We start from the raw sequence: 25,268 nt of genomic DNA, 5'->3' as shown, positions 1-25,268 counted from the left end.
TTGAAGTGATCTTCTTGCGCGTTGATTTGACGAATGCACAGGTCTGCGGCGTGTCAGAGATCCGTCCCTGCTTCGTCCTTGGTGTGGGCCAGGCCGGGTGCCGGACCCGCCCGGAGCAGCGAGTTGCCCCACGAGGTGCCGCAGAACGCGAGCGGACGTGTTCGGTGCGTCGGTGGCTCCTGAACGGCGGGGACCTCTTGAATGGGCGGGCCCCATGCATTTCATGCCGCCGCCAGCGGCTTTCCCCGGCCGAGCATGTGGCGTAGCAACTTCCCGGCCACTGCCGCCCCGTCCGTCCGGATGGTGACCGACAGGGCGTCCGCCCGTGCCTGGATTCCGGGGTTCAGGGCCGCCCTGAGTGCGACCGACAAGGACGCGCACGTCAGCCTCGGTCCGTCGAGCGCTGCGCCGATGCCCAGGTCAACCACCCGGCTCGCCCAGTACGCCTGGTCCGGCGTCTGCGGTACCACCAGCTGCGGCACGCCGGCCAAGGCGGCCGTCGTCGTGGTACCCGCGTCCCCGTGGTGCATGACAGCGGCGACCCGGGGGAAAAGTGCCTGCGGGTTGACGTTACCGACAGCGAAACAGTCCAGCTGGCCGTCGGTCACCGCCTGGTCGAGCCAGCCGTGGCCGAAGACGACGCGTCGGCCCTGAGCACGGATCGCCTGGACCGCAGCACAAGCGGTGCCATGCGCGTCACCGTCACCGACGGGCATCCTCCCGAAGCCCACGTACACCGGTGGTGCGCCGGCCTTCAAAAACGCCTCCAGGCCGGCTGGGAGCGGACGGTTGTCCGGCCGTATCCACGCACCGGTCTGCACAACGTCGAGACCGGCCGGTTGCAGCCACGGACTCAGGGCCGCGTCCGCCGCCAGCCACGGACGCGCCGTGAGGACGTGGTCGCCGACGTCGTCCACCGGCGGCAGGCCGATCGCCGCCCGCTGGGTGTTGATCCCCTCACCGAACAAAGCGTTCACCTGCTCGCCGTTCAGATCCCACAGCACCCGGTTGTCCGTCACCTCCGGCGGGAGCGTCCGCCCCGGCCACGCGAGCGGCGGATGGTGCGGCGACGGCAGGTGGGCCGGGGACGAGGTGACGAATACGTAAGGGACGCCCAGGTTCTCGGCGACCGCCCGCGCGGCGGCTGCCGCCGGGATCAGACCGGTCGTCACCACCACGTCACATCCATCGGCTGCCGTGACGACCGAGTCATACACCGCGGCCACCATCCGGGCCACGCCCACGGACAGGTCTCGCGTCGGCCGGTCCTCCGTCGTCCGCGTCACCGCGGCGGCCGCCATCGCGCCCGACGACTGGCCGGACGCCACCAAAGGGGTGTGGATCGCCTCCCGCAGCTCCGTGAAGTCCGGCGGGGCACACACCACCACCTGCGCACCGCCTCCTCGCAGAGCCGCCCCGAGCGCGAGCATCGGTTCCACATCCGCCTCCGAACCGTACGCGACCAACAACACGCGCAGGTCAGGACATCCTTTACTTTCCATGGCTTCCCGCTCCGGCCGATCGGAGGTCACTGGTGGTCTTGCCATATCCGAGGGACTCGACGATCAGCCCGTCGCGTACGAGCACCAGAGTCACGCCCCGCATGAAGTCGGCAGGCCCGTCGCCGAAGCGGTACTGCCAGCGGACGGTAGCCCGTTCACCGGTGACGACCACGGCCTCCGGGTCGAAACGTCCCGTACGGTCCTCGGCGAGTGCCCGGCAGAACTCCAGACATGCGGCGCGGCCTTCGTAGCGGGTCCCTTCCGGAGCCGGCTCTTTCGCCTCCATCACACAGTCTTCGGCGATCAGGTCGGCGAGTGAGGAAACGTCATGGTCGATGAAGGCGCGGTTGAAACGGTGGACGACCTCCGCCGTGGAACGGAAGGACATGCTGCGACCCCCTCGGAAGTGGAATGATCCATCTGCCGTGCCTCGTGCGGGCCCGGCCAGGCAGCCCGCCTTCCCCCCGGCGCAAGCGCTGTCCTGGTGCCGGCAACTGACAGTCCCGGCGGCCGGTAGCACCCGGCCAGGCCCTGGCCTGGGGGCCGCCGGAAACCAGACGCGGCCCGCGGTGTCGGCTGGGGTGTGCATGTGCGCTGCTCCTGTCTGAGAGGGAAGGTCCCGGGCGCGATCCGCCGGGTCTGGTGTGTCGGTGTTCCTGACGGGCGCGTATGTGGCGTGCCCGACCGCCGGTCAGTTCACCTGGAGGGCCTCGTGATCGATGGCCGTGGTGCTCTGGGCGAGGGCGATTCGCCACCGGCCGTCGTGCTTGGTCAAGACGTACACCGGCGTGCCCGGTGCCACGTCGGGGTGGGCGGCCACCACCGATGCCCATCGACGCTGTGCCGCGTTGGGTCTGTCGCACGGCCTGCTGCGACGGCTCGGACCGTCGTGACCGCGGAGCACCTCATCAAGGCGCCGCCCGTCGCGGGTGATCGGCCGTTGGCGGATCGTGACCGCCGCGAGGTCGGTCCGGATGAATACGATGGACTCGGCTTCACAGGTGACGGTCAGCGGACGGCGGACGGTGCCGGGCAGCGACCGGCGGGCGAAGGCGTTGATCTCCTCCAACCCGGTCAGCGGGTCGCCATGCGGAAGGGTCCACACGGCCTCCTGGCAGAACAGGTCCGTGTACGCATCCGGCAGCCCGTTCTGCTGGGCGTGCTCGACCTGGGCGACAAGTGTGACGACGGCGCCTATGTCCTCCTGCGGAACGGCGACGCCGACAACAAGCGGCTTCATGCAGTTCCTCCTTCCTCGGTGTGTGGGGTATGCGGGGGCATCCGGGCATAACCGGGACTTGCCTTCCGTCCGGGCACGTTCCAGCGGCCGCAAGCGGTCCGCCGTCCGTGCGGTGTCACCGGTAAGGACCGCACCGGTGACACCTTCACCAGGCGGCGGTGGCTCGCTGTCGATCCTTCATCGTCCCGTCGCGCCCATCAACGTCGAAGATCAGTAAGATCCGATAACTCAGGCTTATGACGGGGGTCGGCTACACGTGGAAGTACGTGACATCGAGATATTCCTGACGCTGGCGGAGGAGCTGCACTTCGGTCGGGCGGCCGCACGGCTGCACCTCACGCAGGCACGTGTCAGCCAGGCGATCGGCCGTCAGGAACGCAAACTCGGGGGGCTGTTGTTCGACCGGTCCAACCGCCGGCAGATCCGGCTGACCCCGCTGGGCAGCCAGTTGCGAACTGACCTGCTGCCGGTCTACGCGAACCTGCGCGACAGCCTCGAACGCGCCCGGATGGCCGCCCGCGGCAAGGCCGCCCGCCTGCGCGTCGGCATGATGCCCTTCAACGTGGTCGACCTGCACCACTTCTGGAAGACGTTCCAGACCCGCCACCCCCAGTGGGAGCTGCAGATCCGCAGGGCGCCGTACGTCGACCCCTTCACCAGACTCCGCGAGGGCGACATGGACGTGTTCATCACCTGGCTGCCGGTGGACGACCCCGATGTCACCGTCGGCCCGGTTCTCTTCCACGACCGTCGTGTCCTGGCCGTCTCCGCGGTCCACGAACTCGCCGACAGAGCCGACGTGCCGGTCGAGGCCCTGGCCGACTTCGCCCACGCCATGCCCCCCGACATGCCCGACTACTGGGAGGACGGCTACCTGCCGTTCTACACACCCCGGGGCAAGACGATGGAGCGTGTCGAGCAGGTCACCAACGCCGACGAACTGATCCACCTGGTGATCACAGGCGAGATCGTCCACCCCTTCCCCTCACACGTCACCCGCTACTGGTCCACGCTGTCACACGTGCGCTTCGTTCCCGTCCCCGACATGGGAACCATCCCCTACGCACTGGTTTGGCGCCGGGACGCCGAGAACGAACTCATCCGGGCCCTCGCCCAGACCGTCCGCGACATCGGCGCCGTGCGGTTCTGACAACGCCCGCGGCACACCATCCGCACCCGGCGTCGGCTCCCCAGCTGCGACATCCACCGAGACCACGGCATCAGGTCCGATCCCGGACCGGAATCCGGGCCTGGCACGGAAATCGCGATCCGTAGATCCTGGGTCCGCCTTCAAACGGGTCTTGCCCGGATCTGGCCTCCGGACGCCCTTCACGCGCGGTTCGCCGGCCTACCAGGAACTCGAGGAACTCGTCGCGCTGAGGCGGCAGGTCATCGTCTACACCATGCAGGACAGCCAGGAGGCTGCCCTGACCTCTCTGGACCTGGGGGCCTTCACCTTCCTGACGAAGGCGGAGGGCGAGCAGCACCTGGTGGCGGCGACGCCGGCCGCCGCCGACTGCCGCCCCTACACGCCCCCGGCCCTGGCCGGGGCCTTCGGCAGCGGCGCCAGGCGCGGGCGCCCCGCCCTGGCGCCGCGCGAGGTGGAAGTGCTCCTGGAGTGGTTCCAGTCGGAGTCCAAGTCCATGGTCGGGGAGAGCCTCGGCATCTCCGTACGGACCGTGAATACCTATCTGGACCGGGTGCGGATCAAGTACGCCAACGCGGCCCGTTCCGCGCCGACCAAGGCCAACCTTGTCGCCCGGGCCATTCAGGACGGCTGGGTCTCGCTCGACGAACTCTGAGCACGCACGGCGTACGCCGCCTCGACCCACAGGCGTCCGTCCTTGCGCACCGTGCGTACGTGGACGCCGTGCTCGGCCGGAGTGGGAACCACCGTTTCCGGAACGTCGGTGACGACGCTGACCCGTACCAGTCCGCCGCCGCGCACCACGGTGGCTCGCGCGCTGCGCTCCGCGGTCGTCAGCGCGGCGAGCACCGGCTCCGTGAGCGCGCGCCGCACGCCGCGCGGCGCGGGCGCGGCTGCCCCTCGGACCGCGAGCTGCACGTCGACACCGTTGCGCTCGGCGACATCAATGCACGCCCGCAGTTCGTGGACCAGCGGGTCGGACGCGTGGTCGCGCTCCGCGAAGAGCCTTCTGAGCCGCGCCGCTTCGACAGCGCACCTACGCCGCGCCCCCTCGTCGGCCGGGTCCAGCACGCCGTCGGCGAGGTCCGCGAGCAGCGGCAGCACGGAGCGGCGCAGGTCGCTGTAGCGAGCGCGCTGGTCAGCATGGATACGAGTGACCACCTCGGCCTCGGTGCGCACCCGCTCCTGTTCGCGGGCCGTGGCACCGGCTGCGGCCGCGCAATCCTTGAGCAGCCTGGCCATGACGGCCGCCGCGACCTGGAACGCGCAGATGACCAGAGCGCTCACCGCCATCCCCGCCAGCGTCTGACGCCCGGGGAGCCCGGCGAGCAGCAATTGTCCCACGGTCAGGGCGACATGGCAGCCGATGAACAGCAGCGTCCAGCCGAGCTCTCTGCCGAACTGCAACAGCACGCCGACCCAGCCGAAGCCGGGGATGGCCTCGGCCTGGAGGGTCCGGCGGCCCGTATCCGATCTCGCTCAGGCAAAGGGTCGTTTATGAGGGATGTTCCTTGGGGCTGCGTGAAGCACCGAGGGCCTTGGCCCTGTGCCTCCGGGGTGCGATACGCGTGTCCCGCAGGCATGTTCACACGTCGCGATGTCGTACGGCGATCACCGCGAGGGTGACCGCTGCCAGCGGCCAGAGGGCGTACACGGTCTAGGAGCCGGGGAGCGTGGCGGTGTAGCCCAGGGATCCGGGGTTCGGCTCCCATGTTTGGACCAGGCGAGTCCAGGCAGCCGACACCATGAGGTGTTTGGCATCGGCCGACCAGCGGTTGCTCTCCGAGAACATGGTGGGCAGCATCAGCAGGGCGAATACGCTGGTGAGCATGGTCCCGGCGGTATGCCGGAGCAGGACGCCGAGGCCCAGACCGACCAGGGCGCACACCGGGGCCAGCAACGCGGATGCCACCAGCGGCCGGAGCACATCGGGGTGGGTGATCGCGACGCCGGCACCGCGCCCGTCCAGGATGGCCTGGGAGACCAGGAAGGATCCGATGGAGGCGACCGTACCGACCGCGGTCCACAGCAGGGCGGTGACGACTGCCTTGGCCAGCACCACCGCTCCACGATCGGGGACGGCCACGGTGGTGGTGCGGATCAGCCCGCTGCTGTATTCGCTCACGACGGTGAGGGTGCCCATGCTGCCGGCGACGAGTATCAGCGTCATGTAGCCGCTGGGCGGGTACGCGTCGTAGGCCAGGAAATCAGCGGGTTCGGAGCCCGCGGCCTTGTCCGCCAGTGTGGCCACGGTGGCGGACCCGATGACGAACAGGGTGATCAGCGCGACGGTCCATGGGGTGGAGCGCAGGGACCGCATCTTGATCCACTCAGCGGCGATCAGATCACGGAAGCGGACGGGCGGCTCGGCGAGGGATGCGGTCGCAGTGGTCGCGAGGGCGGTGGCGGGTGTGGTCATCGGGGCTGTCCTGCCTGGTATTCGACGCTGTCGGCGGTGAGTTCCATGAAGGCCTCCTCCAGTGAGGCAGTTCGGGTGGCCAGCTCGTTCAGCAGGATCCCGTTCTCGAAGGCGAGCGCGGCGATCCGGTCCGTCGGCAGGCCGGTCACGGCGAGCTTCTCGGCGCCCGCCGATCCCTCCGGCTCGACCGATGCGCCCGCGGCGCTCAGCACTGCGGTCAGCTCGGCTGCCTGCCGCGTGCCCACCACCACACCGAGGCCAGTGCTGCGGGCCGCGAAGTCCCCTACCGACTCGGCGGCGATGAGCCGGCCCCGGCCGATGACGACGAGCTGGTCGGCGGTGTTCTCCATCTCCGACATGAGGTGGCTGGAGAGGAAGACCGTGCGGCCCTCGGCCGCGAGGCGTCGGAAGAGACGGCGCATCCAGAGCACGCCTTCCGGGTCCATGCCGTTGACCGGCTCGTCGAACATCAGCACCGGCGGGTCGCCGAGCAGGGCGGTGGCGACCCCCAGCCGCTGCTTCATGCCGAGCGAGAACCCGCCGATCCGGCGGGTCGTCGCCTCGGCCAGGCCCACTTCCTGCAGCACCTCGTCCACCCGGCGAGGGGAGATCTTGTTGCTGCGGGCCAGGGCAGACAGGTGGGCATGGGCGGTGCGTCCGCCGTGGACCTGGCCCGCGTCGAGGAGGGCGCCGACATGTCGCAAACCACGGGGATGGCTGCGGAAGGGAACTCCGCTGACGGTGGCGGTGCCGCCGGTGGGCGACTCCAGGCCGAGGATCATCCGCAGGGTGGTGGACTTGCCGGCTCCGTTGGGACCGAGGAAGCCGGTGACCTGACCCGGCCGCACGGTGAAGGACAGCTGGTCGACGGCGGTCTTGCCGCCGTAACGCTTGGTGAGTTCATTGATTTCGATCACGTGGACAACACTGCTGGGCGGGTCCCCGTCCGGTCATGGGGCCGTGGGCGGCAATCGTGCGGCCGGGTTCGCCCGTGGGCGTACGCCCACGGGCCGATGCCGCGGCGTCGGCGGCTGGATAACCTCGCGGGATGAACGCCATACCGACCACCCCGTTGCCCACGCGCGTCGCACCGCACGACCTTCCTCTTGAGGGGGCACACCGCCTCGAAACGGCGCAGCCCCGATGACGAGAACGAAGGTCATGGCCTGGGTGGGGGGCGTCCTCTACATCCTCGCGGTGGGTCTGCTCATAGGAGGCGGACCGCGGGCTTCGGGCACGGTCCAGGGCATCGGGGCACTGCTGGCGGCGAGCCTGCTCGTCGGCGTCCTGCGACGCAGGCCCATCCTGGCCCTGGCCATGGTGCTCCTCGGCTCCGCCGCCGTGGTCGTGGGTCCCCCGAGCTCCGCCCGGGTGGACCTGTCGGCCTCGTACCAGGGACAGTTCCTGCCGTATCTGGCGGTGGACCTCGTGCTGGGCTTCATTGTCGCCACCCGTACACGGCGTGCTTCGACCGTCGCGGTGGCCACGTCCCTCGTCGTCCAAGTGCTGCTCGTCGGCGGCTTCGCGCACGGCGAGGGCGTGATCGTCAACCTTGTGATCGCCGTCCTGGCGATGGCCGCGGCCTGCACGGCCGGTCTGCTGAGCCGTGAGCGCCGCGAGCACGCGGTGGCGCTGCGCGCCCAGGAGGTGGCCGAGGCGGTGGTCGCCGAACGGCTGCGGATCGCACGCGAGTTGCACGACATGGTCGCGCACAGCATCGGCATCATCGCCATCCAGGCCGGGGTGGGAAGCCGGGTCATTCAGACACAGCCCGAGGAGGCCCGCGAGGCCCTGCGGACCATCGAAGCCACCAGCAGGGAGACCTTGTCGGGCCTTCGGCGCACGTTGGTCGCACTCCGTCAGGCCGACCCGGGCGCGGAGGCTTCGGGGCGGGCACCGCTCTCACCGTCGCCAGGTGTGGCCGACCTCGAACGACTGGCGGCGGCGACGGCGGACGCCGGCGTACGCGTGACCGTGTGCGTCGACGGGGAGCAGCGCCCGCTGCCGGCCGACATCGACCTGTCGGCCTACCGTATCGTCCAGGAGGCGCTGACCAACGTGGTCCGCCATGCGGGCACCGGGCACTGCCGGGTGCGCATCGAGTACGGGGACGGGGAACTGACCGTGGAGATCGTCGACGACGGGCGCGGCGCCACCGAGGACGGCCCCGCCCATGGCTTCGGCATCGTCGGCATGCGGGAGCGGGTCGCTCTGCTGAACGGCCGCATCAGCGCCGGGCCGCGCCCCGAGGGCGGCTTCCGGGTGGCGGCGCGGCTGCCGTTGCCCGACTTCGCGGGGGTCCTGGTGGAGACCCGATGAACGACCGTCCCCTACGCATCCTGCTGGCCGACGACCAGCCGCTGGTACGGTCCGGCCTGCGCGTGATCATGGCCGACCACCCCGACCTCCAGGTCGTCGGTGAGGCCGCCACCGGCGCCGAGGCGGTCCAACTGGTCCGGGACACAGACCCCGACGTCGTGGTGATGGACATCCGGATGCCCGGCATGGACGGGATCGAGGCCACCCGCCTCATAAACGCCGGCCCGACCGCGACGCGCGTCCTCGTCCTGACCACCTTCGACGAGGACGACTACGTCTACGGCGCTCTGCGGGCCGGAGCGAGCGGCTTCGTGGTCAAGGACATGGCGCTCGACGACATCCTCGCGGCGATCCGCGTGGTCGCCGCCGGCGACGCGCTGATCGCCCCGGGTGTCACGCGCCGTCTGATCGCGGAGTTCGCCGGGCGCCCCGAGGCTCCCCCGGCACGCTCCCCGCGGCTGGTCGAGGGCATCACCGAGCGGGAGCGGGAAGTCCTGACGCTCGTCGGTCGCGGCCGGTCGAACGCCGAGATCGCGGAGGACCTCTTCATCACGGTGGCCACCGCCAAGTCCCACGTGTCGCGCCTGCTCACCAAATTGGGCGCCCGGGACCGGGTTCAGCTCGTGATCACCGCCTACGAGATGGGGCTCGTCACGCTGCCCGGCTGAGCGCGTCCGACAGCAGCCGGGGCGTCAGCGGCTGGAACCTGTGCCTGACCCGGCGAATCACATCTCCCTGCGGTCCGGTGCCGGCTCAGGGAGGCGGACGGGAACCCCGCTGCCCCAACGGCCCGCACACGACCGGAGCCGCGTCCGCGCGACGGAGCGCGCCCGCTCCCCACGGACCGAAGTCCGCCGGGAACGGGCGCGCCGGGCCGGGGCCGGGTCAGGAGTGGTAGTCGCGCAGGAACAGTGAGGTGTTGAGGTCGGTGCGAGAGGCGTTGACGCCGTCGCCGCCGGTGTAGATGTTGCGTTCGTTGTTCGCCCAGTCCTGGATCGGGCCGCTGCCCGTCCTCAGATGCTGGAAGACGCGCGGATCGGCGGCCGAGGAGCCGAACTGGAACACCCGGGAGGTGTCGGCGTACGGCCCGTAGGTCTGGTAGGTGCCGCCCGCGACCAACTGCTTGGTCAGGGTGTTGTGGAAGAACACGTTCTGCGGACCCGTGGAGCCGGACCAGCCGACGCCCTTGCTGCCCGCGGCCCAGTAGATGGGCCACCAGGTGCCGTCGTCACCCGCTCCTCCCTCGCCACCGCAGTTGGTGGCGCACTCGCCCGAGGAGTGGTTGTAGGGCACGTGCACGGTGTTGTTGTCGAACAGGTTGCGGTGCTCCCAGCCGCCGTGCAGGTTCAGGTCGGAGTCGAAGTCGTTGCCGATGGCCACGTTGCCGCTGGCCGACCACTGGAAGGTGAAGTGCCTCAGGTTGCGGCTGGTGTTGAAGGCGTAGAGGGAGTCCCAGACACGGGAGCCGCGCAGATAGCCGTTGCCGCCCTTGCCCTTGTTCCAGGCGCCGTCGAACACGTTCCGTTCGACCTGGATGTTGCGGGCCACCTCGGTGACGACCGGGTGCGAGCCGGTCATGTCGGCGCGCACGCCGCGCACCCAGGAGTCGGAGGCCCACTTGAAGACGATGCCGTGCATGGCGTACTCGGGCGCCATGTTGCCGTAGTTGTGGACCGCCTGGGCCGGGGTGAGCTGGTAGGTGCCGCCGCGCAGCTTGGGCAGGCCGTTGATGTCCTGGGTGAAGGAGAAGTCCTCGAAGCCCACATCCGTGATCATCTTCAGCGGGGTGACCTTGCTGGCGTAGGGTTTGCCGCCCACTCCCAGCGCCGGGGACCCGTCGGAGGTGGAGTCGACCGGGACGTCGAACTCCAGGGGCTTGTCGATCGTGACGGTGTGCTGGGCCGCGTCCACGGAGGTGATGGTGAACACCTGCTGGCGCATGTGCAGGTTCTCCAGCCGCCCGTCGTCCGCCGCGGCTCCGGCGACCTGCTGGGTCTGGTAGAACTTCAGGCTGTTCGCCGCGCCGACCCACAGGTCGCCGCCCGGCTTGAAGACGTCCATCTTCGCCTTGGCGTTCAGCTGGATCACCCGGTTGCCCTCGTGCGCGGCGTACTTGGCGTCGGCCGGGGATCCGGCGACGGCGACACCCGACTCCCAGTGCTGGTTGATCGAGCCCTCGAAGAGATCACGCCGGTTCTCCGGGATCTTGGACGGGAAGCCGCAGATCTTGGCGTACTTCTCGGCGGCCTCCCGGGTCTGCACCCGGAACAGTCCGCGCCCGGGCCAGATCCACCCACCCGTGCCCACGTTGTTGCCCGTGGTGAACTCGCACTTGTGGGTCATCGCGCCCTGGTCCCAGCGCTCGCCCTTCTCGGTGAGGGTGTCGTAGCGGGTGTTCAGGTCCGGGCGGAAGACGATCCGCGACCCGTTCGCCGGGTCCGCCCCCTGGCCCCGGACGACCAGGTACGAGGCGTCCACCGAGAGCTGCTTGTTGACGTTGAGCACCCCCTTGGGCAGCTCGATCACCGAGAGCCGGCCGGGCGAGGCGCCAGGGGTGCAGGCGGTGCGGATCCGGTCGATCGCCGCCTGGATCCCGGCGGTGTCGTCCTGGCCGTCGTCGGCCTTCACCTTGAACTGCGACTCCAGCGCGGACGGGGTTATGTGGCAGGTGGAGTCGGGGGTGCGGGCGGCAGGGCCCGGGAGCTCCTCACCGCCGCGGTATCCGGCCCGGCTCCAGTCGGGCAGCCCTGCCACAGGAGCACGCCGGTTGCTCCGGCTCAGCACCGTGCTGTTGTCGACCGTCCCGTCGATGTCCCCGGGTGCGGTGGACGGCCTGCCCACGCAGGAGGAGAACACCGGGGTGTCACCCAGCTGCGCCGCGATCTTCGTCAGGCAGGCGGCCAGGGCGCGCTGGCCGTAGTAGTTGGGGTGGATGGCCTCCTGCTGGTTGCCCTGGGCCTGCCACGGCAGGTCCTTGAGCCCATCGACGACATACGGCACCCAGCGCACCCACTCGGCGCGCTCGGCCGCGAGCGGCGCGGACAGCTTGTCGCCCGCCCTGGCCTGCTGCGCCGTCCGATTGCACAGCTCGTGCCCGGCGAACGCGTCCTGCAGGTCCAGGAAGGACACCCCGGCCTCGTTCGCGGCGCCGCGCAGCATGGTGCTGATCCGGGGCACCACCGAGGTGTGCGCCCAGTCGCTGTCCGCGTCCAGGACGGGGCAGCCGCCGCTCAGGTAACGGCTGTAGTTGGCCGGCGGGACGGGCGCGTTCTCGGGGTCGCGGAAGTTGCGGCCGATGGGCAGCGGGTTGGGATAGGACTGCAGCACGATCCGGTACGAGTCGTCGTCCTGGCCCGCCTCGCGCATCACCTTGCGGATCGCCTCGACGGACTGCACGACCTTGGCGCGCACCGGGCCGAGGCTATCGGCGAACTCTTTCTCCTTGGCGCCGCGGCAGCCCTGGTTGAACAGGGACGGGTAGAAGTAGGCCTTCACGCAGTCCTGGAGGATGTCGGCGAAGTGCAGGTCGTTGCCGCCGACCGAGAGCACGACCATCCGGACGTCGTTGTTCTTCGCGATGTCCCGCAGGTCGTCGACCTGGGGGCGCTGGCCCTTGAACCCCGTCGTGGTGACGTTCTCCGTGGTGGCCCCGGAGCAGGCGATGTTGAACCGTCTCTCCGCCGGGATGCCTTCGAAGTCCACGCCCCGGATCTCGGCGGAGTCGGAGCGGTCGCAGGCGCTGCCGCCCTTGTCGTACGAGGTGTCACCGTAGACCTTGGACGGGTCGTGGTCGCAGACGCTCTCCTCGCCGTTGCAGTTCACCGCGGCGCGGTCGGTGCCCCAGGCGGAGCCGTTCGCGGAGGCAGCGGCGTTGCCGGCCCAGCGGCCGCCCTCGCCGGAGATGTAGCTGTCGCCCATGGAGACGACCGCACCCGGAGGGCCGCACGCGTCCCCGACGGCGGCGCGCACGGCACGGCGGGCCGGCGCGGGGTTGTAGACGGTCTCGTATTTGTACTTCCACACCTTGCCGCAGATGCCGCCCGTCCCGGTCGCGAACCGGACGGGGTAGTGGTCGGAGTTGCCCTTCTGGTCGGTCCGGGTCACGGCGAGGTTGTCGAGCTGATCACTGGCGATCATGTAGTCGAGCGCGTAGTGGGACTGCTGCGTCTCGACGGGCGTGCCGCCCGGCTTCTGGTCCTGGGCCGCGTAGAAGGTGTTGGGGAATCGGGCGCGGGTGGCGTCCGCGAGGCTGTTGAAGTCGCCCAGGGCCCGCCACCGCTTGCCCGTCATCTTCTGGGTGATCGTGTCGATCAGCGCCACGGAGTGCGGATTGGGCTTGTCACCGGAGCGGATCGACGCGGCGTGGATGTCGAAGTACCAGGTGCCGCCGACCTCCACACCGAAGGCGGGGCGAGTCCTGATCCACTTGTTCTTCGGATCCTCGGCGGGGAAGATCTTGACGCGGGTCTTGAGGTCGTCGAGGTCGTCCGGCACGTCGCGCAGCCAGATCGCCATGGACTTCTGGGTGTTGCGGTCCTTGGCCGGCTTCTTGACGTCCTCCTCGTCCTCCTGCTCGTCGGGGTCGACACCGGGAGTGGTGCTGGACGTGCTGTCCGGATCGGGGCCCCAGGCGGTCCTGTCCAGGATCTTCAGATAGAGCAGAACGCCGTCGGGCTGGCGCGAGCCGTTCTTGCCCCACTTCTTGGCATAGAGCCGGTACTTGAGGCTGGCGTAGTTCTTCGGGGTCTTCGCGGTGTCGTCGAGGTTGTCGGTGAGCTCCTTCGCGTCGTCGATGAACCCGTCGGGCGCCGTCGTGGCCTCCTGCAGCGCCACGATGTCGGCGTCGGGGAGCAGGATCCTGACGTCGCCCCACGACTTGCCGCCCTGCATGTTGAACGTGGTGGCCCGCACACCGAACGGCTCGATCGCCTGTGCCGCCGTAGGGGCGAGCAGCGTGACGAGCGAGGCGAGCAGCGCCACGCAGAGCGTCTGGGCCACGGCGCGCGAACGCCCGGGGCCGGGTCTGCGCCGGGAACCGTACCCCGGCATACGTATGGACAACGTGTTTCTCTCTTCCCTGTCCGTGCCGCCGCCGTTCCTCGACGCGACGACTGGGGGCGGTGCTGGACGCACTTGGCTGGGTGGGGTGTTGAGCGAGACGGGAGCTCCGGTAACGGCACCGGAGCGCGTGCGCGAGCGACTCACATGTCACCTAGTCAACGGACGAGGATGCTCACACGTGTGTTGATGAGCTGTCAAGAAACAGCAGGTGCGGGCAGCGGAGACCAGCCACGGCCCGACACATGGCCACACACGCACATGTGACGGCACATCACCCTTGCGCCGAAATACGGATGGCATGCCTCACCACGGCTGCTAAGGTGTGATCGACTTGACCGCTTGAATGAGGAGTCGCAGACGTGGCGGGTGACGACGACATCTCCGGGTGAGACCCGGATGTGAGCGGCCGTCGGCCGGTGCTGCCAGAGCGCCGCTGCCGTGGCCGATGTCGTCGTATCCCCTTTTCCCACGTCGCCCAGGGCAGAGGTCTGTCTGCCCGCCATCCTCGCGAGGTCATCTCCATGTCCGACGCCACCGTCGTCTGCTCGAACCTCTCCTTCGCCTGGCCCGACGACACCCCGGTCTTCCACGACCTGTCGTTCACCCTGGCCGGCGGCCGTACGGGCCTGGTCGCCCCCAACGGCTCCGGCAAGAGCACCCTGCTCAAGCTCATCGCCGGTGAACTCAGGCCCGCCACCGGTTCGGTGACGGTCCAGGGCACGCTCGGCCATCTGCCGCAGAGCCTGCCCCTGACCGGCGGTCTCACGGTCGCCGAGGTGCTCGGCATCGACGCGGTGATCCGCGCCCTGGACGCCGTCGAGTCCGGTGACGTGGGCGAGGAGCACTTCGCCGTCATCGGCGACGACTGGGACATCGAGGAGCGCACCCGCGCCCAGCTCGGCCGCCTGGGCCTGGCCGAGCTCGCCATGGACCGCAGTCTGAGTACGCTCAGCGGCGGCCAGATCGTCTTCCTCGGCCTCGCCGCCCAACTGCTCAGGCGCCCCGACGTCCTGCTGCTCGACGAGCCGACCAACAACCTCGACCAGGAGGCCCGGCGCCGGCTCTACGACGTGCTGGAGGACTTCACCGGCTGTCTGCTGCTGGTCAGCCACGACCGTGCACTGCTCGACCGCATGGAGCGCATCGCCGAACTCGACAGCGGCGAACTGCGTTTGTACGGCGGGAACTTCACGGCCTACGAGGAGGCCGTGCGCGCCGAGCAGGAGGTGGCCGAGAAGAACGTCCGCAACGCCGAGCAGGAGCTCAAGCGCGAGAAGCGCGAGCTGCAGCAGGCCCGGGAGCGGGCCGAGCGGCGCCAGAGCAACGCCGCCCGCAACCTCAAGGACGCGGGTCTGCCCCGTATCTTCGCCGGCAACATGAAGCGCGGCGCGCAGGAGGCCGCGGGCCGGGCCGGGCAGATGCACGCGTCCCGGGTCAGCGAGGCCAAGGCCCGGCTCGACGAAGCCGGCCGAGCACTGCGCGAGGAGCAGCGCATCACCCTGGAGCTGCCCGACACCCAGGTACCCGCCGGACGCACCCTCTTCCTCGGCGAGCGGCTGCGTGTCCACCACGGCGAGCGCGCGGTGTTCGCCGACGGCGGCGTCGGCCTGACCGTCCGCGGCCCCGAACGCATCGCGCTGACCGGCCCCAACGGCGCGGGCAAGACCACCCTGCTGCGGCTGGTCACCGGCGAACTCACCCCGGACAGCGGGGAGATCAGGCGCAACGACGGCCGGATCGCCTACCTCTCACAGCGCCTGGACCTGCTCGATCCGGACCGCACCGTGGCGGAGAACTTCACCGCCTTCGCGCCCGAGCGGCCCGAGGCCGAGCGGATGAACCTGCTCGCCCGCTTCCTCTTCCGCGGCGCACGGGCCCATCTCCCGGTCGGCGTGCTCTCCGGTGGCGAGCGGCTGCGCGCCACCCTGGCCTGCGTACTGTGCGCCGAACCGGCCCCGCAGCTCCTGCTGCTCGACGAGCCGACCAACAACCTCGACCTGGTCAGCACCGGCCAGTTGGAGGGCGCGCTCAACTCCTACCGGGGGGCGTTCATGGTGATCAGCCACGACGAGCGGTTCCTGGCCCGCATCGGAGTCGACCGCTGGCTGCGGCTGGCCGACGGAGTGCTCAAGGAGACCACGGCCCCGGAGGTGTGAGCCGACGGCGTGCCCGGTGGCCCGCCAAGGCCGTACGCTCGGCGGGCCGCCGTGTCCTCGACGGGGTCTGCCTGGCCGCCTCGCCCGGCCGCCGCATCGGCCGGGCGACACATGTGTGAGTCCGGAGAACCGCTGTCCGCTCGGAGGACGCAGAGACACATTTGCCCTTATGGTGATGAGTGAAGGCGCTCGGCAATGCCGTCGGGCGTCGACGCCCCCAGCACAAGGGCCCCTCGGCATGGGTACCATGCGCAGCATCATCCGAGTCGAGGGAGTGAACGTGTGAGCAGCCAATCCGCCGCCAAGCTCCGATCGCGATACGTGGAACAGGTCGCGTCGGAACTGGAGGAGAACCGCAGGCGCCAGGAAGAGCTGGCGAAGAAGATCGAGCTGTTGAAGCAGGAGGAGACCCTGCTGACGGACATACTCGAACTCGCCGAGCGGTACGAGGGTTTCGCGGATGCCTCGCGTCTGCCGGAGCAGGCGCAGGAGGAGCCCGCGGCCGCGCCCACCGGGCGCCGCAGCGCGACAGCGCCCGCCGCCGCGAGGGCGAAGGGCGGCGCAAAGGAGCGGTCCCCCCAGCCGCTGCTCGGGGACCTGCTGATGGACCTGCTCACGGGTCACGAGAAGCCCCGCGCGGCCAAGGACCTGCGCGACGAGCTCATGGAGAAGCACCCGGGGCGCAACCCGACGCCTCAGGTGGTGCGGAACACCCTGGAGTCCCTGGTCGCCAAGGGGCGTATCCGGCGCCACAAGCAGGAGCGCTCGGTCCTGTACACCCTCGTGCGGTGACACGCCGCCGCCTGGAGTTCCGCTCGTCCGAGGGCGTGCTCCAGGAGGTGCGGGCGGGAACGGGCGAAGGCGTCTGCCCCGGCCTCTTCCGGGCCGGGGCAGACGCCTTCGCTGTGCGCCTCAGGGGCAGTAGAAGCGCATCGACGAGATCCGGTCGTTGTTGTAGTACTTGGAGGTCCCGGCGGAGTAGTCGCCCTTCTCTCCCCAGTGCCAGGACTGCGCGAAGTCCAGGTCGGAGGGGTGCAGCTCGCCGCTCGGGTCGTCCCAGAACTCGATCTGGCACTGCGAGTTGTTCAGCCAGGAGGAGACCTGGTTGTCGGCCAGCTCGTGGTTGAGGAAGTGGGTGTTGATGAGTCTCACTATCTTCGTGTTGCCACCGGCCGGCGGCGGGGTGACGATCACCTTCGACCCCTTGCCGCCACCGTCCTGGTAAAGGCAGAGCGCCCAGTCGGGGCAGCCGCTGTACGGGGGGTTGTCCGCGAACGCCGGGGCCGCCGAGAGCAGCGCCGTGGCGGCAACCGCGCCCGCGACAGCGGCGGTTCTGGCCTTGAAGGACTTCAGTGCCATGGGTTTCTACTTTCCGGTTCGTGTCGGGACTGGGGCCGGCCGCAGCTCCGTGCCACGCCTGGGCCACACACACCTCACACGCAACGTGTGACGGCGAAACACACGCTAGCAGAACACACGTGTGACCTCTGACCGTTCGTCACCTCCGTTACGCAGGTTGCACGTATGTCTGGTTCTGCCCTGGCCACCGCATCACGCGAACCCGGTGTCCGGCGGCCTGGCGGGCCGCGCTCCGCCAGGTTTCGGCCATAGCGGGTGACGGAGCCCGCTCGGGGGCATTTACGCTTCTGCGTGAGGATGGGCATGACAGGGACACATGCGCCGCCCCGCTGACGACGCCGTACTCTCTCGCCCTTGCGCCCGGCGCATCCCCTTCGAGCGGCCGCGACGACGTCCGGGCGGGCTGTTTCCGGGGAGAGGGAAGTGGGGGCGATGGAGTCGATCGACGCACCGCTGATCGGCCGTGAGCACGAGCGGGAGGTACTGTCCGCGTTCGTGACGGACGCCGGGGGCCGTGCCCTGGTCCTGCGGGGCGAGCCGGGCGTGGGCAAGAGCGCCCTGCTGGACCACGTCACCCGCCTCGCCTCGGCCGAGCAGTACCAGGTGGTCCGGGCGGCCGGGGTGGAGGCCGAGTCCGGGCTGCCGTTCGCCGGTCTGCACCAGCTCCTGTACCCCCTGCTCCCCCACACCCACCGGCTGGACCACCGCCACCGGGAGGCCCTCGACGTCGTCTTCGGCAGGAGCGGGGGCCCGCCGCCCTCGGTCATGTCGCTCGGTATCGCCGTCCTGGACCTGCTCTCCCTGGTGGCCTCGCCCGTACCGCTCCTGCTGGCGCTCGACGACGGCCAGTGGTTCGACACCGCCAGCACCGAGGTCTGCGGATTCGTGGGGCGGCGGCTCACCGGCAGCTCGGTCCGGCTCGTCGTGGGCCTGCGCTCGGGCGTGCCCTCCGGCTTCGACACGGCCGCGCTGCCCGAACTGGCCGTACCCACACTGTCGGAGGAGGCTGCCGGACAGCTCCTGGACCTGCGCAACCCCGGCCTCGGCCCCCGCATCCGCCGGCTGGTCCTCAACGAGGCACGGGGCAACCCGCTGGCCCTGCTCGAACTGCCGCCCCACGTGCTGCGCAGCGGCCGGGCGGCGGGCAACCAGCAGGAGAGCCCCGGATACACCCCTGTCCCGCTCCCCCTGCGCCTCCAGCAGGTGTACGGCGCGCGCATCGAGGCACTGGGCCCCGCCGTCCGCGTGGAGCTGCTGCGCGGCGCGCTGGACGGTGTCGGAGCGGATGCGGTGACCAGCCACGCGTACGGTGTGCGCTACCACATGAGGGACGCCGACGAGGCGGCCGCCTGCGGGCTGCTGGACGTGGATCCGCTCAGCGGCGACTTCGTCTTCCGCCACCCGCTGGTGCGCTCCACGGTCGTCCAGATGGCGACCCCCAACGAACGGCGAGCCGCACACGCGGCCCTCGCGCGCGTGCACCACGAGGACGTGGAGCGGCGCGCCATGCACCTGGCGGCCTCGACGGTGGATCCCGACGAGGAGGTGGCGGCCGTCCTGGAGGCCGCCGCCGACTCCGCTACCCTGCGCGGTGGTTCACTGGCCGCCGTGGCGTGGCTGACCCGCGCGGCGGAGCTGAGCGAGGGGCACCAGCAGCGCTCCCGCAGGCTCGGCAACGCCTCGTTCGTCGCCGGCCAGGCCGGTCTGCTGGACCGGGCCCAGCAGCTGGTCCGCTCCGACGCCGCGCCGGGGACCGACCGGTCCCCGGCGTCCGTCCTCGCATCGGCCTATGCCGCGCTCTACGACGACGGGGACGTACGGTCCTCCCGGCGCCAGGTCACGGCCGCCGTCGAGCACCTTCGCGACACGGGCGCACAGGAGCCGAGCGAGGTCCTCACCCGGCTGGTCAACCTGCTCCTGGCCATCGACCAGTACGCGAGCGACGAGCCGTCGTGGCAGCGCACCCACCAACTCCTCGACTCCCTGGGCGAGTCGGTGCCCGCGAGCTGCCGTACGTACGAGGACGCCTGGAGCGATGTGGTGCGCCGCGGTGCGGGCGTGGGCGAGCGGCTGGAAACCGCACTCGCCGACGTCCACCGCCTCGAACCGTGGGAGACCACCCGCCTGGGTGTCGCCGCCTACCACGTGGACACCCTCGGCCGGTTCCGGCCGCACCTGCAGCGCACTGTCGACCGCGAGGTGGAGACGGGGGCGGTGGCATCGGCCATGACGATGCTCCACCTGATCATGCTCGACCAGATGGCGGTCGGTGAGTGGGACGAGGCCGAAGGGACCGGCCGGCGCGTCCTGGAGCTCACCACGTCGCACCAGAACGCGCTGTTCGTCCACCACACCCGGGCGTATCTCGGGCTGCTCGCCGCGATGCGCGGCGACACCGACCGGGCGCGGCGGCTCCAGGCCGCCGTCGACACCTGGGCCCGCCCCCGGGGCGTCGGCTTCCTCACCCAGATCGCCGACGCGATCGGCACCGCCGCAGCCCTCACCGAAGGCGACTACGAAGCCGCTTACCTCCACGCCATCGGCATCACACCCCCCGGCTCATTCACCCCCTACGCCCACCAGGCCCCCCGCACCCTGCTCGACCTGGTCGAGGCGGCCCTGCACACCGGCCGCACCGAACAGGCCCGCCACCACGCCCTCGCCGCCCACCGGGCCGGCCTCCCGGCCGTCTCCCCCCGGCTCGCCCTGATCACCTACGGCGCCCTGGCGCTGACCGCCACCGACCCGGCCGAGGCCGACGAGCTCTACCGGCGCGCCGAGACCCATCCCGCCGCCGACAGCTTCCCCTTCGAGCTCGCCCGTATCCGCCTCGCGCACGGCGTCCGGCTCCGCCACACCCGCGCACGCGGCGCCGCGCGCCTCGCCCTCACCCTGGCCGCCGAGGCGTTCGACCGGCTCGGCACACCCCCGTGGGCCGAACGGGCCCGGGCCGAGCTCCGTGCCGCCGGGGCGCCCGTGTCCGCCGCCACGGCCGGCCTGGCCACCCTGACCTGGCAGGAACGCCGCATCGCGGATCTCGCCGCCGGCGGCCTGACCAACAAGGAGATCGGCGTACGCATGCACCTCTCGCCGCGTACCGTCAGCTCCCACCTCTACCGGATCTTCCCCAAACTCGGCATCACCTCGCGCGCCGCACTGCGCGACGCCCTCAGCGGCCTTCCCGACGACGAGTGACGCGGGCTCAGCCGTCCGGGGAGTGGGCGCGGACCCCCTGTTCGTGCAGCCAGCCGAGCACGTGGTCGGCGACCTGGCGCCAGCCGCTGTCGATGACGAGCGAGTGGGCGCGGTCCGCGAACTGCTTCAGATCGGTGACCGCCGCGGTGTCTCCGTACTGCTTGAACGCGGCGCGGGTCGCCGCGTCCGGGACGAGTCTGTCCTCCTGCCCCGAGACCAGCAGGAGCGGGCCGCGAGCCGCGTTGGCGACGTCCACGGCGGTGTGCGGGCTGGGGCCCCCGGCGCCGCACCCGAGGTCGGCGAACAGCCGGGAGGGGGCGGGCACGACGTGGTGCTCGTGGAGTCGCCGCGCCTCCTCCACCGCGACCGTGTTCGCGAAGACCCGGTGGAAGACCCGCGGCGACAGGGCGACCGACGGCCGGCCGGGGCCGCTCGCGGCGGTGGACAGCAACCGGGCGAACGACGCGGGCAGCAGGATGGCGTTGATGGGGGCGGGCGCGATGGCCACCGCGGCGCGCCCCAGGTCGGCGGCGATGAGGCGCTGGGCGATGAGACCGCCGACCGAGTGCCCCACGATCACCGGCGCGGTGTCGAGGGACCGCACGAAGGCGGCGTAGTGGTCGGTGAGCGCGTCCAGACCGGGGCCGCCGAGCGTGTCCGGTGCCTCGCGCATGTCCCGCACGGGCCCCTCCCCCGGCCAGCCGGGGGCGAACGTGCGGAATCCCCGGCTGGTGAAGCGCTCCACCCATGGCTCCCAGGACAGCGCGTGCAGCCACGCGCCGTGGATGAACACGACGGGAGTACGTTTCACGGTGGGGCTCCTTCGAGCATCACGGCCATACGGCAGCGGGTGACTGCTCCAGGTTCGTCGAGTCGCGGTCCAAGGGCGACAGTCGAATGACTTAACGTCATGCGTCTGTCGTGCGCGGCTGACCGATCCACCGAGGAACCAACCGGACAGAACACTTCAAGGAGGACAGCACTCTGCTGGGCGGCGCCTCACACACCGCGAGAACCCGACGGTCAACTTACGTACGCACGCGGCTCCGCAGGGGACGAGAGTGAGGCGGGTCAGCGTCCGCCGCAGAGAAGGACTCCCACGTCATGAGCGCCCACCCAGCAGGTGTGCAGCCCGGTCGAACGACACCGCACGCCCGTCCCCGGCTCACCCTGGCCATCGAACGCGTCCTGGGTGTCTCGGCCCGCCAGGCGGTCAGCGCCGTGTTCGGGTTCGACCTCGCTTCGCCCTTGGTCGTGTCCACGGAGTTCACCGTCGAGGGCGGCCCGTGCGCCCGCTGGCACATCGGGCGCGACCTCCTGCGGCAGGGGCTGTACGCGAGGAGCGGCCTCGGCGCCGTCCAGATCTGGCCGTCGCACCCCGGCGACCGGACGACCGCGCGGCTCCAACTGGTCTCCGGTGACATGGCGGCGCTGTTCGAACTGCCGACACCACCGCTGGCGCAGTGGCTGGAGCACACCTACCGGCTCGTTCCCGCCGGCGACGAGCTCTGCGGCGTCGACTGGAGCGCCACCGCCGCGGACCTCCTCGCCGGCCCGCGGGCTCCGCTCGACCGATGACGAACGGGCCCCGTACGCCCTTCCGCTAGGGCCTGTCCGAACGGGTCCCGTCGGCCTCCGTCCGGGGGCTCTTTAGGTGCTGGTGGGCGGGGGTTTGGTGCGTCCAGCTGCAAGGCGGAGGAGGGCGTCGACGCGTGGGGGTCCCTCCCTGCTCGAACGAAGCTGAGAGCTTGGGGGAGTCGGCCACTGACGACAACGCCGCAGATGGGCGTGCCAAACCCCCGCGTGTCGACCGGACCCATCGGACAGGCCCTAAAAGGACATTTCATTTGGGGAGCCTGCGGTGGCAGATGAGGGTGGCGGCGAGGGCGGTGAAGGCGAGGAAGTGTTCGGGCTTGCGCTCGTATCGGCGGTGGAGTCGTCGGCATCCGCCAAACCAGGCGATGCTCCGCTCCACCACCCACCGGTGCCGGCCCAGGCGTTCAGAACTCTCCACACCCCGGCGTGCGATGCGAGGCGTGATGCCTCGCGAGCGTAACCATCGTCGCAGGTGGGGATAGTCGTATCCCTTGTCGCCGTGGAGCTTGTCCGGCCGTCGCCGACGGGGTCCACGACGAGATCGGATGGGTGGGATGCCACGGACCAAGGCCTCGAAGGCCTGGCTGTCGTGCAGGTTGGCCGCGGAGATGCCGATCGAGATCGGCAGTCCGTTCCGGTCGACGATCATGTGGATCTTCGAGCCGTTCTTGCCGCGATCGGTCGGATTCGGTCCCGTCAGCTGCCCCCTTTTGTCGCCCGGACACTGACCGAGTCGATCGCGCACCGCGACCAGTCCAGCTCGCCCTGAGCACCGAGTTCGTCAAGGACGAGGCGGTGGAGCCTGGCCCACACGCGGGCCTCGGACCACTCGGTGAACCGCCGGAACGCGGTCACGCCCGACGGCCCGAAGCCGGGCGGCAACTGGTTCCATGTGCATCCTGACGTGGCCACGAAGACGATCGCGGCCAGGACCTCACGGTCGCCGTGCTGGCGTCGGCGCCCGCCGCCCTGCGGGCGAACCGGCGCCGGCGGCACCACCCGCTGGAACAATTCCCACAAACCGTCCGGCACCATCCGCTCAACAATCTGGCTTGCCACTCAGCCAGCATCCCGCAAGATCACACCAAACGAAATAGCTTGTAAGCCACCAGCGGCAACAGACCCAGCGCAGCAGACAACGACGACGCCCGGCCCGGCATAGACCCGGCCGGGCGTCTTCGGTTTCCGATCGGTGCGGGTGGGATGCGGTCAGTTTCCGAGATTGATGGGGCTGTCAGCCCCCTTGGTGTTGGCGACGACGACGTCGGGGAACAGCGGCTCCGTCGTTCCGTCTGCCCGTTGGATGGTGGCGCTCATGGCGACGCTGTCGGGAATGGTGCTGGTGGCGTCCCGGTAGTGGGGTGTCACCTCGTAGAAGATGGCGTCGTTCGGCCCGAAGCTGTCGTAGGTTACTGTTTTTTGGGCCGCGGTCTCAAAGGTGCGCATGCTGGGCGTTCCGGTGTTCATCCCCAGCTGCCAGCAGGGGACGAGGTTGTCCTGTCCGTCAGTGATTCTGCCCTGCCCCCCGAGGATGTTGGCGATCAGGTGGCATCGGGCGAGCCCGAACGGGGGCTGGGCTCCCGGCGGCGCATAAGGGCGGGCCGTGATCTGGGCGTCCTGCCATCCAGTAATGTCCCCCGCGGCATCGCTCCCTTTGACGCTTGTCTTGCCCAGACAGGCCGTTGCCTTGGTTGGCCGGGTACCGGCCGGGCCGGGCGGGGCGGTGGTCTTGTTGCGCTGGGCGACCGGTTCGTTGGTGTTCGAGATCCACCCGTCGCCTGACGGGCCGGACCCGGTCGGCGGGCTCAGCAGGCAGGCGCCCTGCGGTTCGGGGGTCGTGCTGGTGATCTCCAGCTTGAACTGCTCGCGCTCCAGGACGCGCTGGTTGGCAAAGCCCGCAGCCAGTTGCGTCTCGGCGGACTGGATGTCGGCTTTCGGGACATGGGCGCGCACGCACGGCATGCCGGTGCCCGTGGGTATCAGCTGGTAGACGTGCCATCCACTGCCGGTGTGCTTGGGGATGATCTCGGCGCACCGGGCGCCGTCGGTCCCTCCTTCATGGGTGGCTCCGAAGGGGAAGTCGCCGCAACTGTCGTCCGGAACGGAGTCCCTGGCCTCGAAGGGCTGCGAACCCTCGCAGGTGCGGCTGGTGCGGTCGGCCGCGCCGTTCTTCGCCCGGGTCAGCGGTCTGCTGCGCCCCCAGCCGTCAGCAAGGTTGTTCTGGGCCCACAGGTATCCGGCCGCCGCGGCTCCCGAGTCCGACCCGTTCGCGATGGTGCTCATCTTGACGACGGGCATGAAGCTGGGGACGACGCACCCCGGCCCGGGCTCGCTGCCGGAACTGCTCGTATCCCGGACGTCGTCGTCGCAGCGGATCACCTTCGGGTTGCTCCAGGAGGCGTCCGGGTCCGTGATGTCGGCACCCGGAGAGGTCACGTAGAGGTTGTACGACGTCGTGAAGTCGACCTTCGTGCCGACGGCGGGAGAGGAGGAGTAGGAGGTACTGCCGCTGACGGACTGGCCCTTGACCAGTTGCCCTCCGTACCAGGGCGGGGTTCTGCTCGCCGTGCAGCCGGCCGAGCAGGAGACCTTGAACTTCGCAGTCAGGGATGTGACTGCCCTCTCCGCGCCGGTCATGGTCACGGTGACGTACTCTCTCCAACTCGTGCCGGTGCCCGGGAGGGTGGCGCTGGTCGCGACGCTCAGCGTGCCGGTGCCGAGTTCCTTGCCATTGCTGTCCTTGAGCACGTACAGCACGGTCAAACCGCTCAGGCAGTACCCGAAGCGGGTGTGGGTCCACTGCCCGGCGGCCGTGATGGTGCAGGCGCCCTCGTCGGAAGCGGTGGAGGGCGAGGCCGACGGCAGAGCGATGGCGCGGGACTGTCGTCCGGACGGTGTCGCCGGTGTGGTGCTCGTGGGGCTTGTGGTGCTCGTAGTGACGCACGCTTCCACGGCACCTGCTCTGCGTTCGCGGGAGCCGACGGCGGTGGGCCTGCAATGCTCACCGGGAGTGATCGTGATGGGCTGGGTCTGGATGGGGGTCTCGGGCTGGTCGCCGAGGTGGGCTGTGTCCGCCTGGCCGAGGGCGGTTGCGGGCGTCTGGGCGGTCGGTGCCTTCTGGGTAGCGGCAGCCGTGCCGGTCGTGGTGAGGCTTACCACGAGGAGGAGGCCGAGGAGGCTGACGAGTAGCCGTCCCGCGCGTGGCGACTTCATATCTTCTCGCGGAAGGACGTCGTTTCAGGCACCGCCCCATGGGGCGGGTGAGCAGTCGCCG

Annotated in this window: 20 protein-coding genes; 9 read left to right on the top strand and 11 right to left on the bottom strand. The window is 70.2% G+C overall.

The window, feature by feature from the left end; translation table 11 throughout:
• Nucleotides 1-221: 221 nt before the first annotated feature.
• The 3 genes from BX283_RS37770 to BX283_RS37760 all read right to left on the bottom strand — a co-directional run bounded on the left by BX283_RS37770 (nt 222) and on the right by BX283_RS37760 (nt 2,742).
• On the bottom strand, nt 222-1,532 hold the full coding sequence (locus tag BX283_RS37770) for a glycosyltransferase (RefSeq protein WP_306822845.1): 1,311 nt from the start codon (nt 1,530-1,532) through the stop codon (nt 222-224).
• Nucleotides 1,492-1,890 carry a nuclear transport factor 2 family protein gene (locus BX283_RS37765; protein ID WP_101391871.1) on the bottom strand — a complete coding sequence of 133 codons (399 nt, stop codon included), beginning with the start codon at nt 1,888-1,890 and terminating at the stop codon, nt 1,492-1,494. Before BX283_RS37765 ends, BX283_RS37770 begins: the two co-directional genes overlap by 41 nt.
• A gap of 303 nt (nt 1,891-2,193) precedes the next feature.
• The gene (locus BX283_RS37760) at nt 2,194-2,742 is read right to left on the bottom strand and encodes an SgcJ/EcaC family oxidoreductase (protein ID WP_101391870.1); all 549 of its coding nucleotides are present in this window, start codon (nt 2,740-2,742) and stop codon (nt 2,194-2,196) included.
• A 256-nt stretch (nt 2,743-2,998) separates the two neighbouring features.
• Between BX283_RS37760 and BX283_RS37755 the strand changes: the two genes are divergently transcribed.
• Entirely contained in the window at nt 2,999-3,892 is an 894-nt protein-coding gene (locus BX283_RS37755) for a LysR family transcriptional regulator (protein WP_101391869.1), read from the top strand.
• Nucleotides 3,893-4,145: 253 nt separating this feature from the next.
• On the top strand, nt 4,146-4,544 hold the full coding sequence (locus BX283_RS37750) for a LuxR C-terminal-related transcriptional regulator (RefSeq protein WP_107503703.1): 399 nt from the start codon (nt 4,146-4,148) through the stop codon (nt 4,542-4,544).
• Here the strand turns inward: BX283_RS37750 and BX283_RS37745 are convergent.
• The 3 genes from BX283_RS37745 to BX283_RS37735 form a co-directional block, all read right to left on the bottom strand.
• On the bottom strand, nt 4,511-5,302 hold the full coding sequence (locus BX283_RS37745) for a hypothetical protein (protein ID WP_101391868.1): 792 nt from the start codon (nt 5,300-5,302) through the stop codon (nt 4,511-4,513). The genes BX283_RS37750 and BX283_RS37745 overlap by 34 nt on opposite strands.
• 244 nt (nt 5,303-5,546) lie before the next feature.
• Nucleotides 5,547-6,308 carry an ABC transporter permease gene (locus BX283_RS37740; RefSeq protein WP_101391867.1) on the bottom strand — a complete coding sequence of 254 codons (762 nt, stop codon included), beginning with the start codon at nt 6,306-6,308 and terminating at the stop codon, nt 5,547-5,549.
• The gene (locus BX283_RS37735; RefSeq protein ID WP_101391866.1) at nt 6,305-7,225 is read right to left on the bottom strand and encodes an ABC transporter ATP-binding protein; all 921 of its coding nucleotides are present in this window, start codon (nt 7,223-7,225) and stop codon (nt 6,305-6,307) included. Before BX283_RS37735 ends, BX283_RS37740 begins: the two co-directional genes overlap by 4 nt.
• 226 nt (nt 7,226-7,451) lie before the next feature.
• Between BX283_RS37735 and BX283_RS37730 the strand changes: the two genes are divergently transcribed.
• Together BX283_RS37730 and BX283_RS37725 are read left to right on the top strand one after the other, a co-directional pair.
• On the top strand, nt 7,452-8,627 hold the full coding sequence (locus BX283_RS37730) for a sensor histidine kinase (RefSeq protein WP_101391865.1): 1,176 nt from the start codon (nt 7,452-7,454) through the stop codon (nt 8,625-8,627).
• On the top strand, nt 8,624-9,295 hold the full coding sequence (locus tag BX283_RS37725; RefSeq protein WP_101391864.1) for a response regulator transcription factor: 672 nt from the start codon (nt 8,624-8,626) through the stop codon (nt 9,293-9,295). The genes BX283_RS37730 and BX283_RS37725 overlap by 4 nt, the downstream gene beginning before the upstream one ends.
• A 217-nt stretch (nt 9,296-9,512) precedes the next feature.
• On the opposite strand, the gene BX283_RS37720 is transcribed toward BX283_RS37725, so the two are convergent.
• The gene (locus BX283_RS37720) at nt 9,513-13,625 is read right to left on the bottom strand and encodes an endonuclease/exonuclease/phosphatase family protein (protein WP_180357392.1); all 4,113 of its coding nucleotides are present in this window, start codon (nt 13,623-13,625) and stop codon (nt 9,513-9,515) included.
• 584 nt (nt 13,626-14,209) lie between these two features.
• Here BX283_RS37720 and abc-f point away from each other — a divergent pair.
• From abc-f to BX283_RS37710, 3 genes are all read left to right on the top strand, one after another.
• On the top strand, nt 14,210-15,844 hold the full coding sequence (abc-f, locus tag BX283_RS37715; protein WP_101391862.1) for a ribosomal protection-like ABC-F family protein: 1,635 nt from the start codon (nt 14,210-14,212) through the stop codon (nt 15,842-15,844).
• Nucleotides 15,841-15,963, top strand: a complete 123-nt coding sequence (locus BX283_RS41930; protein WP_257584170.1) for a hypothetical protein — start codon at nt 15,841-15,843, stop codon at nt 15,961-15,963. Before abc-f ends, BX283_RS41930 begins: the two co-directional genes overlap by 4 nt.
• Before the next feature lie 163 nt (nt 15,964-16,126).
• On the top strand, nt 16,127-16,636 hold the full coding sequence (locus BX283_RS37710; RefSeq protein WP_180357391.1) for a hypothetical protein: 510 nt from the start codon (nt 16,127-16,129) through the stop codon (nt 16,634-16,636).
• Between the two features lie 120 nt (nt 16,637-16,756).
• On the opposite strand, the gene BX283_RS37705 is transcribed toward BX283_RS37710, so the two are convergent.
• Entirely contained in the window at nt 16,757-17,203 is a 447-nt protein-coding gene (locus BX283_RS37705) for a peptidase inhibitor family I36 protein (protein ID WP_101391861.1), read from the bottom strand.
• Between the two features lie 432 nt (nt 17,204-17,635).
• On the opposite strand from BX283_RS37705, the gene BX283_RS37700 reads away from it, so the two are divergent.
• A complete protein-coding gene (locus BX283_RS37700) occupies nt 17,636-20,398 on the top strand; it encodes a LuxR family transcriptional regulator (protein ID WP_101391860.1) in 2,763 nt (920 codons plus the stop codon).
• 7 nt (nt 20,399-20,405) lie between these two features.
• Here the strand turns inward: BX283_RS37700 and BX283_RS37695 are convergent, their stop codons facing one another.
• Nucleotides 20,406-21,209, bottom strand: a complete 804-nt coding sequence (locus BX283_RS37695) for an alpha/beta hydrolase (RefSeq protein ID WP_101391859.1) — start codon at nt 21,207-21,209, stop codon at nt 20,406-20,408.
• Between the two features lie 293 nt (nt 21,210-21,502).
• Here BX283_RS37695 and BX283_RS37690 point away from each other — a divergent pair, with 293 nt between their 5' ends.
• Nucleotides 21,503-21,976 (top strand): SsgA family sporulation/cell division regulator, encoded by a 474-nt coding sequence (locus BX283_RS37690; RefSeq protein WP_101391858.1) that lies wholly within the window; start codon nt 21,503-21,505, stop codon nt 21,974-21,976.
• Nucleotides 21,977-22,241: 265 nt separating this feature from the next.
• Here the strand turns inward: BX283_RS37690 and BX283_RS37685 are convergent.
• Together BX283_RS37685 and BX283_RS40910 are read right to left on the bottom strand one after the other, a co-directional pair.
• A protein-coding gene (locus tag BX283_RS37685; protein WP_373979516.1) for an IS5 family transposase occupies nt 22,242-23,029 on the bottom strand; the annotation gives its coding sequence in 2 pieces (ribosomal slippage) (nt 22,242-22,696 and nt 22,696-23,029; 789 coding nt in all).
• 174 nt (nt 23,030-23,203) lie between these two features.
• Nucleotides 23,204-25,207, bottom strand: a complete 2,004-nt coding sequence (locus BX283_RS40910) for a DNA/RNA non-specific endonuclease (RefSeq protein WP_180357390.1) — start codon at nt 25,205-25,207, stop codon at nt 23,204-23,206.
• Nucleotides 25,208-25,268 lie beyond the last annotated feature (61 nt).

Origin of the sequence: Streptomyces sp. TLI_146 (assembly GCF_002846415.1) — a bacterium.
In the GTDB taxonomy this organism is placed as follows: domain Bacteria; phylum Actinomycetota; class Actinomycetes; order Streptomycetales; family Streptomycetaceae; genus Streptomyces.
This window is presented reverse-complemented; position numbering and strand designations above follow the sequence as displayed.

Excerpts from the sequence above, each read along its gene's own strand:
- BX283_RS37765 (WP_101391871.1), bottom strand. The coding sequence starts at position 1,890 with ATGTCCTTCCGTTCCACGGCGGAGGTCGTCCACCGTTTCAACCGCGCC.
- BX283_RS37760 (WP_101391870.1), bottom strand. The coding sequence starts at position 2,742 with ATGAAGCCGCTTGTTGTCGGCGTCGCCGTTCCGCAGGAGGACATAGGC.
- BX283_RS37750 (WP_107503703.1), top strand. The coding sequence starts at position 4,146 with ATGCAGGACAGCCAGGAGGCTGCCCTGACCTCTCTGGACCTGGGGGCC.
- BX283_RS37740 (WP_101391867.1), bottom strand. The coding sequence starts at position 6,308 with ATGACCACACCCGCCACCGCCCTCGCGACCACTGCGACCGCATCCCTC.
- BX283_RS37730 (WP_101391865.1), top strand. The coding sequence starts at position 7,452 with ATGACGAGAACGAAGGTCATGGCCTGGGTGGGGGGCGTCCTCTACATC.
- BX283_RS37725 (WP_101391864.1), top strand. The coding sequence starts at position 8,624 with ATGAACGACCGTCCCCTACGCATCCTGCTGGCCGACGACCAGCCGCTG.
- abc-f (WP_101391862.1), top strand. The coding sequence starts at position 14,210 with ATGTCCGACGCCACCGTCGTCTGCTCGAACCTCTCCTTCGCCTGGCCC.
- BX283_RS37705 (WP_101391861.1), bottom strand. The coding sequence starts at position 17,203 with ATGGCACTGAAGTCCTTCAAGGCCAGAACCGCCGCTGTCGCGGGCGCG.
- BX283_RS37700 (WP_101391860.1), top strand. The coding sequence starts at position 17,636 with ATGGAGTCGATCGACGCACCGCTGATCGGCCGTGAGCACGAGCGGGAG.
- BX283_RS37690 (WP_101391858.1), top strand. The coding sequence starts at position 21,503 with ATGAGCGCCCACCCAGCAGGTGTGCAGCCCGGTCGAACGACACCGCAC.
- BX283_RS40910 (WP_180357390.1), bottom strand. The coding sequence starts at position 25,207 with ATGAAGTCGCCACGCGCGGGACGGCTACTCGTCAGCCTCCTCGGCCTC.